A 9,051-nucleotide genomic window follows, 5' to 3' on the forward strand; every position below is an offset into this window, starting at 1 on the left:
GAAGATTCGCGTCTCCTCAGAGTGACCAGGTGGCCGCGTCCTGCCAGTCCCTCGACAGAGCGACTAATCCCAGCTCAGACGTTAAACGGAAAGCTAAGGCTGGCGCAACGGTTCGCGGAGGCGCGCCGGGAGTATCCCTACCTGCCAGACCCGGTGCGGCTGGCGTACGAGCTGGGGCAGTTGAATTCCGGTGCCGGCGTGCCGGTCAGCGTGGACGAGGGTAAGCCTTGGATTCGGCTGTATGCGCAGCGTGCATGCGCCGGAGTCCGGGCATCGAGGCGCGGTGACGCGTTCACCATCGAGTTCATCGAGCCGATGCGGTTGAGCAATCACGGCCGGCTGGCGCGGAGCCGGTTACGTGTCGTCGCGCCGGGCGGCTGGGCCTACTTCCCGGAGCTGAGGCTCGTGCAGACCGGCTACGCGGCGCCGGACCGGGAGATCCGGAGCGCCTGGCAGCGGGTGCACGCTCCGCAGCCCAGGCCTGCGGCGTCGCCGGCCCGCTATGGCGAATTCTGCGACGCGTTGGACCGGGTCATCGACGGGGCCCGGCAGATCGAGGCGGAGCGGGATCCCGGGCAGCGCATCCTGCCGTACTACGAGGTGCTCGCCGCGGCACGGCCGCGCGGATCATCAGCCGGTGTCTATCTGTTCCGGCTGTCGCGGCCGGGGGCGGTGCAGCAAGGCAGCATGGTTCATCTGAAAGAGGAGCCGGACCTGCGCGGCAGGGTGACGGCCATCGACGGCGAACTGCTGACGGTCACCTTCGAGGGCTCGATCGACCGGCGCCGAATCCCGGAGGAAGGCGATCTGGTCGCCGTCGCGAACGACGTTGTCCAACGCGTTCAGGCGAACGCCGTCGCGCGGCTACGTGAAGGCTCGACGCTGAACCCCAGCCTGATGCCGTTGCTGGTCGACCGAACGTTCGCCGCGCTGCGGGCGCCGGCCGCCGACCCCGCCGAGCCGCTCGACCGGGACCAGACCGAAGCCTTCCGCCGGGCGCTCGCCGTACCGGATCTGCTGTGTGTGCTCGGCCCGCCCGGCACGGGCAAGACCAGGACCATCGTCGAGATCGCCCGCGCTGCGGCCGCCCGCGGGGAGAGGGTGGTGATCGCCTCGCAGACGAACACGGCCGTCGACAACGTCATCGAGCGGCTTCCGGACGCCATGATCGCGATTCGGGTCGGTAACGAGGACCGGATCGCCGCTGCGGTGCGGCACAAGACCGTCGCGGCCATCGCGGTCGGTCTTCAGCAGCGGATCCTGACCCGTACGGAGGCGACGGCCCAGGGGCTCGAACCGTTCGGTGGCGAGCCCTCGCACGCGGGCGCCTGGTTGAACGGCCTGGAGCGGGCGCTCGCGGGCGTGGAATCGGCGAACGGCCGGCACGCGCGGGCGCTGGCGGACCGGGCCGACGCGGCGGCGGTGGTGGAGGCACGGTGCGGTGCACCGGCGCGGGAGGCCGAGCGGGCGTGGCAGGCGGCTGCACAGGAGGCGGCGTCGCTCGAGGCCGAGGTACGACGGCTGACCATGCGACTCCAGCGACTCCAAACCCGCGTCGGTCTCTTCGGATTCATCCACCGCTGGAGGGCCGGCCGCTGCCGCGACGGTCTCGCCGCGACAGGGCCTCGTGCTTCGCGGGCTCAGGCGCTTGCGGAGGCAGGCCAACTTGCGTACGAGGCGTTACGGACCGACCTTTCCCGCCAGGTCGAGAGCGATCCCGGCGTACGCCGTGCCGCCGGGCGCGCCGCCGAGGCACAGGCCGAGGCCGAACGTCAGCTCGACCTCGCGAAGCCCGCGGCGGTTGAGCTCGGGCACTTGATGAGCGCGGCGGGCCAGGCGGTTTCCCCCGCGATGGATGCCGCCGGGCTCGCCCGGTTCGCGAAATGGTGCAGGGCATGGGAACCGTTCCTGCGCGAGCGGGGCCGGCTGCTCGCCGAATGGCGCGAGCGATTGTCTCGACCGAGCGAGCAACTACACCCGGAGCTGATTCGCTACGCCGACGTGATCGGTGCGACCTGCATCGGCGTGGGGGTGCAACGAAACCTGCTGTCCGATCTCGACTTTGATCTGGCCGTCATTGACGAGGCTGGTCAGATTCCGCTCGCTTCCACCCTCGTTCCCCTGGTCAGGGCGCGCCGGGCCGTGCTGGTCGGTGATCACCGGCAGCTGCCGCCCTTCGTCGATGACGACGTGCAGCATTGGTTGCGCCGGCACGAATCGAGCCGGCAGGGCATCGATCCGTCCGTACTCATCGAGCTGTTGACGCGAAGCGCTTTTGAACGGCTCCTGCGGGAGGCACCGCCGGCCAACCAGATTCTGCTGAGCCGGCAGCGTCGGATGCCGGCGGTGCTGGCCGACTTCGTCTCCACCGCCTTCTACGGCGGACGTCTCACCACCGAGACCAAACCGCGTCCGCCGTCGCCGATCTTCCGTAGCCCACTCGCCGTCGTTGACACCTCGATGTTGCCGGAAGGCGAGCGAGCCGAGCGGAGTCGGCGCCGGACCGAGACGTGGCAGGTCGCCGGCTGCGACAACAGGGCCGAGGCGCGAGTCGCGCTCGATCTGGCGAAGTGGTATGCCGCCGAGGGGCGGGACTGGGTGGTGATCGCGCCATACCGGGCGCAGGTGCAGCTCGTCGATCTATGGCTGCGGGAGGCACTCGGAGCGGAGGCGATCCGCGATCGCGTCGGCACGGTCGATGCCTTCCAGGGGCAGGAACGGGACGTCGTCATGTACAGCTTCACCCGCAGCAATAGCGGCGGCAGGGTCGGCTTCCTCAGCGAGCTCCGCCGCCTCAACGTCGCCATCACCCGAGCGAGGGAGCAGCTCATTCTCATCGGCGACCGCGGCACCCTCACCAACGCCCGCGACGAGGGATTCCGGCACCTGGCGGGGGACCTTTTCCGGTACGCCGACGAGCACGGTGATGTCGTGGCGGCGTCTCGGCTGCGCGATCGGATACCGCGTTGACGAACGCCCCCGCGCACGTTCCGATCCGGCGGATTCTCGAACAGGTCACCGCACTGCCCGGTGTCCAGCCGCTGCGCATCTTTCCGCTGCTGCTGCCGATGTGGGCGGTGCGGGTCAGGTCGGTCGTTCAAGAGGCGCAGCCGTACGAGGTCTTCGATCGGTATCTGTCGCGGGCAATCGGGCGGGCTGGACTGCGCGACGTGCCCGGACTCGCCGCGTTCTTCGCCGTCGAGCCGGCGCTCGTCGAGCGGGCATTGGGCTTCCTGGACACTGTCGGCCACCTCCGCCGCGACGGCGACGCCCTGGGGCTGACGGAGATCGGGCTGAGCTCGGTGGCCGACGGCCAACGCTACGTACTCAAGGAAGACCAGCAGATCCTGTACTTCGACGGTTTCACGGGCGCCGCGTTGCCGAAGGCCCACTACGCGGGCGCGGTCTGGCTCGACGAGCCGCAGCTGAGCCTCTCCGGCAGCACGAGATTTCATCCGGTCGCCAGTTCGGGCGTGTTTCGGATGGACACCGTCGTGGAGCTGGCCCGGCGCGCGGACCGCGAGAAATTCAACCTACCGGGGGCGCTCAAGTCCGTGGAACCGCTCGCATTGGGCAACTCCTGGTTGCCGGCCTACGTCGTCGCGTGCGCGTCCGGGCTACTCGTCTACGTCAAGGCGATCGAGGGTGCGGACCCGTACCTCTCCAAGCTGGTCGCGCCGTATCTGCGCGACGCCCTGGCGGCCGAGAAGGCGGTCGACGACGTACGGGTGTGGCGGGAATGGCTGGCCGGCCGGGGTTTTCGGGACGTCGAACCGCGACGGCTGCCGAACCGGATTCTGCGGGCCTCGCTTCCCGTCGAAGCATTTCCCGAGCGTATGAAATGGTGGCAGCTCGGATCTTTTGAGACGCGCGAGAACACATTTCTCCAGCTGTGGTGCGACGACGAGCCGACCCGTCTTCGGGCCGTGCTGGTGCGGGCCGGAAGCCAGGTCACCAGGCGCGGTGTGCGGGATGTCGAGGGAATCGAGCGCCGGCTTGGCGAGCTGTCGAAGCAGCTGGAAGTCCCGACGCCGGGCGTCGAGAGCCTTCGTGTCCATGCCCGTGCGGAACGCGATGATGTGCTGAACCAGATGCTCGAGAACATGACGGCCGACAGGTAGCGCAAGGGTGCGATGTTCGGCGGCCGAGCCTAACGAGGGTCTGTGCGCCTCAGGCGTCGGTGGGGTGAAGGTGTTCGGTCCACAGCCAGTGCAGATATCGTGACAGGTCGTCGGGGGTGGCGACCCAGTCGGCGTCGGCGTAGGTGAGGATTCGTTTCACCTCGCCGGGTAGCAGATCGTAAGCGGTCGCCCCGGTTTCCGGGACCGGCGTGTGCGGCGAAACGGACACCGGCACCGGGATCAACGGAATGCGGATGCCGTCCCGGTTCAGCTCCCTCAAAACCGTCAGATACGCCCGCGGCAAATGGTACGGCGAGACGACCAGCGCCATACTGCCCAGGCCCAGCCCGCGCACCCGCTCCACCATCCACTTGGCCTGCAGCCCGGTGTTAGGCGCCGCTGACGGCTGAATGTGCACCCCGTCGACGCGGCGCAACCCGAGCCCGCGCAGATAGTCGAGCGTGATGTCGACATAGGTGGCCTCTGCCGGGTTCCCCTTCGCCACCAACAGGTTCCGCAGCCGGGGGTTGGCCTCCCAGTCGCGGATCGCGTGGGTGAGGCGCCACTCCTCGCCCTGCCCGCTGGCGATGGCCAGCGCCTCGACGTCGTCGGCCGCCGACCGGGGCAGGGAAAGGATCATCGTGATGGCCTTCAGCACGTCCAGGAGCCGGGCGGCCGGCACGCCGGACAGGTCCTCGTCGGACACGACCCGAGGCGGTGGAACAACGGATTTCAGCGGAATGCTCCGATCGGTGAGCGGCAACAAGCGGACAGATATCAGGGGTCGCCCGGACCGCTCGACCTCCGTTACGTTACCGGGCGTAAGGGCGTTGTAGTCGTTTCGTGAAACTCCTTCGGGTCCGTCCGGAAAGGAAAGTTAATGGAACTCTGCCTCGATATCCGCACCGCAGGTTTGCTCCAGCGCCGCCTCGAGGAGGCCGTCCGCGGGGCCGGGCCGGTGCTGCGGCCGGTCCTGCTGCCCGTCCTGCACCGGCCGGCCAAACGGCTGCGCCCGGCCCTGCTGCTCGCGATGGCCGGCGGCCGCCGCGACCGGGCCGCGATCAGCTGCGCCGCGGCGATCGAGCTGCTGCACCTGAGCTCGCTGATCCACGACGACCTGATGGACGAGTCGCCGCAGCGGGGCGGCCTGCGTTCGGTGCACGTCACGCACGGGCCCGGCATGGCGATCGTCGCGGGGGACCTGCTGGTGGCCGAGGCGATCGCGGCGCTCGGCGAGGTGGACCCGCGGTGCGCGGCCGACGGACTGCGGGCGTATGCCGAGATGTGCCGCGGCCAGGCCGGGGAGATCGACGCCCAGCGTCAGCTCATCGACGTGGACCGGCATCTGGAGATTCTGGCCGGTAAGACCGGTGCGCTGCTGAGCGCGGCCTGTTCGATCGGCGCGGTGCTGGGCGGCGGGCCGAGCGAGCCGGCGGCCCGGTTCGGGATGTCGGTCGGGATGTTGTTCCAGATCGTCGACGACCTGCTCGACCTCTGTGCCACCGCGGCCGAGGCGGGCAAGCCGGTCGGGCAGGACCTGGCCAACGGCGTCTACACGTTGCCGTCGCTGCTGGCCGCGCGGCACCACGGCAGCGCCTTCGCCGACGTCCTCGATCGCGGTGATCTCGAGGCGGCGGCCGAGATGGCCGGTGAGGGTGAGATTCTCGCCGAGGTCCTGCACTACGCGCGGCATTACGCGGCCGTCGCCGAGGCGAGCCTGCGGGAGCTGCCGGCCCGGCCGGTGCTCGCGGCGCTGCCGGATGAGCTGCTGGAACGCGCCACCATGATGCGGGCCTCGGCCCTGCGGCCCACGGCGCCGGCGCGATGACCAAGGCGATCACGGCGCCGGCGGCGCGATGACCACGGCGATCACGGCGCCGGCGGTGCGATGACCACGGCGGTCAGCACCAGGCCACGATCGACCAGGAACGAGCCGGACAGCGCGGTCAGCGGGGGCGCTCCGTCCAGCCGGTCGCCGGGCACCAGCAGGTGCGCGGTGAAGGTCCCGGCCGCCGGGTCGAGGTCCAGGCGCGCGTCGTCGAAGCCGAGCCACCGCCCGGTCAGCGGAAACCACGCCTTGTAGACCGATTCCTTGGCGCTGAACAGCAGCCGGTCCCAGTGCAGCGCCGGGTCACCCTCGGTGGCCCGGCGCAGGGTTTCCAGGTCACCGGGGGCGACGACCGATTCGAGTACGCCGTCGGGCAGCGGCCCGTGCGGTTCGGCGTCGATACCCACCGACGACAGGTCCGCCGACCGTGCCACCGCCGCGGCCCGGTATCCGGCGCAGTGTGTCAGGCTGCCGACCGCCCCGGCGGGCCACAGCGGCTCGCGTCTCGGCCCCGGCCGGATCGCCACCGGGGGAAAACCCAGCAGGCCCAGCGCCTGCCGGGCGCAGCGCCGGGCGGTGATGAACTCGCGGCGGCGCCCCTCGACCGCGTGTGCGATCAGGTCGGCCTCGCCGGGGAACGGCCGCTCGTCCGGCACGTCGCCGTACGCCTCGGCGGTCCGGACCACGCCCGGCAGCAGCTTGTCGATCATCGCGGGCCGGCCAGGATGCGGCGCATCGGCGACGGGTCGCCGGACCGGCGCTTCCACTCGCGCGGGTAGCCCAGCGACACCTCCTCGAACGGCACGCCGTCGTAGTTCGTCGAGCGGGGGATGTGCAGGTGGCCGTAGACGGCCGCGGCCGCCCGGAAGCGCAGGTGCCAGTCGGCGGTCAGTTCGGTGCCGCACCACTGGGCGAACTCGGGGTACCAGAGCACGTCGGTCGGCTGCCGCACCAGCGGCCAGTGACTGATCAGCACGGTGGGCAGGTCCGGGTCGATCGCGGCCAGGCGGGCCTCGGTCGCGGCGACGCGCGCCCGGCACCAGGATTCCCGATTCGGGTACGGGTCGGGATGCAGCAGCGACTCGTCGGTGCAGACCACGCCGGCCTCGTACGCCCGCTCGAGCGACTCCTGCTTGGTGGCGGCCCCCGGCACCCGGAACGAGTAGTCGTACAGCTGGAACAGCGGCGCCACCACCACCGGGCCGTCCGGACCCTGCCAGACGGGGTATTCGTCCTCGGGCGTGACGACGTCGATGTCGCGGCACATGCGTACCAGGGCGTCGTAGCGCGCCACCCCGCGCAGCTGGACCGGATCGCCGGGGTGGGTCCACAGCTCGTGGTTGCCCGGCGCCCAGATGACCGTGGCGAACCGCTCGCGCAGCGACCTCAGCGTCGCCTCGATGTCGGCGAACCGTTCGCCGACGTCGCCGGCCACGATCAGCCAGTCGCCGTCCGTCTCGGGCGCGAGGGCCTCGGAGATCAGGCGGTTCTCCTGGTACGCGACGTGGAGATCGCTGACGGCTAACAGTGAGCTGGGCACACCGGAATCCTTCCACCGTCGCGCCCCGGCCGTCCCGGGTCGTCCGGGGGAGTAGGGGTTGTCCGTCCCGGCGGCCGTTGCCAGGCTCGGACGGACATCGACGGTACGGGGGCCGGCATGACGAGCGTGATCGGGAACGAACGCGAGGCCTGGCAACGGATGGCGCTCGCGGCGCTGCGCCGGGTGGGCCGCGCGCCGGCCGGCGCGGAACCGGCCGAGGTGCCGGACCTGCTGGCCACCACGACCTACGACGGGCTCACCGTGCGGCCGCTGTACGGGCCGGAGACCGAGGTGCCGGCGCCGCTGCCCGGCCTGCGCCCCGGCGGCCTGCCGTGGGGGGTGCGACAGCGCTACACCGAGGCGGATCCGGTCGCGCTGCGCGAGGACCTGGCCGGCGGGGTCACCGAGGTGTGGCTGTCCGGCGCGGCCGAGGACCTGCTGGAACAGATCGACCTCGCCGAGGTCGGCGTCGTGCTCGACGAGGGCTGCCTGGACCGGCTGCTCGACGCGGCCCGCCGGCACGGGGTCGCGGCCACGGCGATCACCGGGAACCTGGGCGCCGACCCCCTCGCCGTGCGCGCCCGCACCGGCCGGCCGGGTGACACCGAGCGGCTCGTGCGGCTCGCGGCCGGCTGCGTCGCCGGGCTGCCCGGCATGCGGGCGGCCACCGTGGACTCCACCGTCTACCACGACGCCGGCGGCGGCCACGCGGACGTGCTGGCCTGCTCGATCGCGACCGGCGTGGAATACCTGCGGCTGCTCACCGGCGCCGGCCTGGAGCCGGCCGACGCGTTCGGTCAGCTCGAGTTCCGGTACGCGGTCGGCGCCGACCTGTTCGACTCGATCGCGGTGCTGCGGGCCGCCCGCCGGCTGTGGGCCCGGGTGGCCCGCGAGTGCGGCGCGCCGGTGGCCCAGCGGCAGCACGCGGTCACCTCGTCGGCCATGCTGACCGCGCTCAGCCCCTGGTCGAACATCATGCGGACCACCGTGGCGTGCACCGCGGCGGCGGTCGGCGGCGCGGACGCGGTGACCGTGGCCGCGTTCGACGATCTGCTGCCCGGGCGCGGCGAGCCGGGCCGGCGCCTGGCCCGCAACGTGCAGGCGGTGCTGCGCGAGGAGGCGCACCTGCACCGGGTCGCCGACCCGGCGGCCGGTTCCTGGTATGTCGAGCAGCACACCGAGGATCTCGCCGGGCGGGCCTGGGAGCGGTTCCGGGAGATCGAGCGGGCCGGCGGGATGAGCGCGGCCCTGGACTCCGGGCTGGTGGCGGGCCGGCTGGCGGCCACCCGGCGGGCCAGGTCGGCGGATCTGGCCCGGCGGCGGCCGCCGATCGTGGGCGTCAGCCGGTTCGTCGACCCCGGCCCGGTCCCGCTGCCCGCGCCGGCCGCCGGCCCGGACCTGGGCGGCGGCCTGCCCGTTTTCCGGTACGCGGAGACGTTCGAGCGGCTCCGGGCGCGCACCGAGGAGCATGCCGCGGCGACCGGCGCCCGGCCCGCGGTGCTGCTGGTCGGCCTCGGCCGTCCGGCGGCCCGGACCGCCCGCGGCGACTTCGCCACCGATCT

7 protein-coding genes are annotated in these 9,051 nt (G+C 71.7%); 4 read left to right on the plus strand and 3 right to left on the minus strand.

Annotated elements, in window-relative coordinates; genetic code table 11:
* The first annotated feature begins 153 nt into the window (after positions 1-153).
* Positions 154-2,970: an AAA domain-containing protein gene (locus tag AB0F10_RS41930; protein ID WP_360639091.1), complete on the plus strand. Its 2,817-nt coding sequence runs from the start codon at positions 154-156 to the stop codon at positions 2,968-2,970.
* On the plus strand, positions 2,967-4,121 hold the full coding sequence (locus AB0F10_RS41935) for a hypothetical protein (RefSeq protein WP_360639094.1): 1,155 nt from the start codon (positions 2,967-2,969) through the stop codon (positions 4,119-4,121). Before AB0F10_RS41930 ends, AB0F10_RS41935 begins: the two co-directional genes overlap by 4 nt.
* Positions 4,122-4,170: 49 nt before the next feature.
* Here AB0F10_RS41935 and AB0F10_RS41940 read toward each other — a convergent pair whose 3' ends face one another.
* Positions 4,171-4,827 carry an ElyC/SanA/YdcF family protein gene (locus AB0F10_RS41940; protein ID WP_360639096.1) on the minus strand — a complete coding sequence of 219 codons (657 nt, stop codon included), beginning with the start codon at positions 4,825-4,827 and terminating at the stop codon, positions 4,171-4,173.
* A gap of 174 nt (positions 4,828-5,001) precedes the next feature.
* Between AB0F10_RS41940 and AB0F10_RS41945 the strand changes: the two genes are divergently transcribed.
* Positions 5,002-5,949 (plus strand): polyprenyl synthetase family protein, encoded by a 948-nt coding sequence (locus tag AB0F10_RS41945; RefSeq protein ID WP_360639099.1) that lies wholly within the window; start codon positions 5,002-5,004, stop codon positions 5,947-5,949.
* 41 nt (positions 5,950-5,990) lie between these two features.
* Here the strand turns inward: AB0F10_RS41945 and AB0F10_RS41950 are convergent, their stop codons facing one another.
* Positions 5,991-6,659: a 4'-phosphopantetheinyl transferase superfamily protein gene (locus tag AB0F10_RS41950; protein WP_360639102.1), complete on the minus strand. Its 669-nt coding sequence runs from the start codon at positions 6,657-6,659 to the stop codon at positions 5,991-5,993.
* Positions 6,656-7,489, minus strand: coding sequence for a metallophosphoesterase (locus AB0F10_RS41955; protein ID WP_360639105.1), 834 nt, complete (start codon positions 7,487-7,489; stop codon positions 6,656-6,658). Before AB0F10_RS41955 ends, AB0F10_RS41950 begins: the two co-directional genes overlap by 4 nt.
* A 117-nt stretch (positions 7,490-7,606) precedes the next feature.
* On the opposite strand from AB0F10_RS41955, the gene AB0F10_RS41960 reads away from it, so the two are divergent.
* The coding region (locus AB0F10_RS41960; RefSeq protein ID WP_360639108.1) for a methylmalonyl-CoA mutase family protein at positions 7,607-9,051 on the plus strand (1,445 nt) is incomplete at its 3' end.

The organism is Actinoplanes sp. NPDC026623, from assembly GCF_040638275.1.
GTDB lineage: Bacteria > Actinomycetota > Actinomycetes > Mycobacteriales > Micromonosporaceae > Actinoplanes.